The sequence below is a fragment of the Kluyvera ascorbata ATCC 33433 genome (assembly GCF_000735365.1).
Lineage (GTDB): Bacteria > Pseudomonadota > Gammaproteobacteria > Enterobacterales > Enterobacteriaceae > Kluyvera > Kluyvera ascorbata.
The window spans coordinates 1-1,725 of the sequence record NZ_JMPL01000223.1; the positions used below are offsets into that span (position 1 = coordinate 1).

Sequence of the window (1,725 nt, forward strand, 5' to 3'; positions counted from 1 at the left end):
AATAAGATAAAAATATAATTTTTACTGGAGGTGCTTTCGGAAACAAAAAAGGCACCCGAAGGTGCCTGATTGAGAATGCTGAAACGCTTTAGGATCGTCGAGAGTAGAGGATCAATCCAGAGTAGGGTTCATATTCCGCAGATCGTACGGTGTGATCTGGTAGACGTAGTAGTTGAGCCAGTTGGCGAACAGCAGGTTTCCATGGCTGCGCCAGGTGGCGTGCGGTTTGTTATTAGGGTCGTCTTTCGGGAAGTAGTTATAGGGTACTTCCGGGGTTAAACCGGCATCCACGTCGCGGAAAAATTCACTCGCCAGGGTATGGGCATCATATTCCGGATGACCGGTAACAAAAGCGATGCGCTTATCTTTGCTGGCGAACAGATAGGCATCGCCATCTTCCGTTTCAGCGAGAATTTCCAGGTCGGTATAGTCACGGATCAGCTGCGCCGGGAAGTCGGCATAGCGAGAGTGTGGTGCCAGGAAGCTATCATCAAAACCGCGAGTCAACAGGGCATGCGGGTGAAGAATGTGATGTTGGTAAACGCCGGAGAGTTTGTCGTTGCGGGTCTGTTTTGGAATACCGTAGAGAATATTGAGTGCGGCCTGTACCGCCCAACAGACAAACAGCGTCGACGTAACGTGATCTTTTGCCCATTCCAGCACCTGCTGGATCTGTGGCCAATAGGCAACGTCGTTGAATTCCACCAGGCCTAACGGCGCACCGGTGACGATCAACCCATCGAAGTTTTGGTCGCGAATGTCGTCGAAATTGCAGTAAAAATTATTTAAATGTTCAGTTGGCGTGTTACGAGACTCGCGCGCATCGATGCGCAGGAGCTGAATATCCAGCTGCAGCGGTGAGTTTGACAGAAGGCGTAGGAACTGGTTTTCTGTCTCAATCTTCTTCGGCATCAGGTTGAGGATCAGTACCTTCAAAGGACGAATTTCCTGACCTGTAGCACGTGACGTGGTCATCACAAAGACGTTCTCATCACGCAAGAAATTGACGGCTGGTAGCTCGTCCTGCACCCGAATCGGCATAACCTTATTACCTCACAGCATACGTATAAACGTTTAGACATCCAGACAGCTAACGATACCGAGAAATACGCGAAATGTCGAGTCTGCATGTTCAAGGTGAGAAAGTTTCAATCACGCTTGCGGTAGAATGCGGAAACGATTCTGATGGGAGTATTACCGTGATAATTCGACGTTCACAGCGCCATGAGGGCGAGCGGTTAGTGGCTATCTGGTGCCGTTCGGTTGATGCAACGCATGATTTTCTGTCCGCTAAGGACAGAGTAGCAATAGAGACCCAAGTGCGCGCCTTTCTGCCCGACGCACCGCTGTGGGTCGCGGTAAATACGGATGATGTACCGGTGGCGTTTATGCTGCTTTCTGAACACCATCTTGAGGCGCTGTTTGTCGACCCCGATGTTCGCGGTAGCGGCGTGGGACGCCTGCTAGTTGAGCATGCATTAGCGCTAATTGCCGATTTAACGACGGATGTGAACGAGCAGAACGCGCAGGCGGTAGGGTTCTATCAGAAGATGGGATTTGAGGTTACTGGGCGGTCGGAGATGGATGATCATGGCCGACCGTATCCGCTACTGCATTTACGTCACAAATAGTAGGCCGGATAAGGCGAAGCCGCCATCCGGCAGTGTGCGCCGGGCGTGCCTGATGGCGCTGCGCTTATCAGGCCTACAGGCCTTTAAATCGCAG

At 51.4% G+C, this 1,725-nt stretch carries 2 protein-coding genes; one reads left to right on the forward strand and one right to left on the reverse strand.

The features are described 5' to 3' along the window. Nucleotides 1-111: 111 nt before the first annotated feature. Nucleotides 112-1,041 carry a homoserine O-acetyltransferase MetA gene (gene metA / locus GKAS_RS23265; protein ID WP_035897895.1) on the reverse strand — a complete coding sequence of 310 codons (930 nt, stop codon included), beginning with the start codon at nucleotides 1,039-1,041 and terminating at the stop codon, nucleotides 112-114. A gap of 152 nt (nucleotides 1,042-1,193) precedes the next feature. Between metA and GKAS_RS23270 the strand changes: the two genes are divergently transcribed. Continuing rightward, nucleotides 1,194-1,631 (forward strand): acetyltransferase, encoded by a 438-nt coding sequence (locus GKAS_RS23270; RefSeq protein ID WP_035897897.1) that lies wholly within the window; start codon nucleotides 1,194-1,196, stop codon nucleotides 1,629-1,631. Nucleotides 1,632-1,725: the final 94 nt, after the last annotated feature.

Coding starts and splice junctions, on each gene's coding strand:
- metA (WP_035897895.1), bottom strand. CDS start 1,041: ATGCCGATTCGGGTGCAGGACGAGCTACCAGCCGTCAATTTCTTGCGT.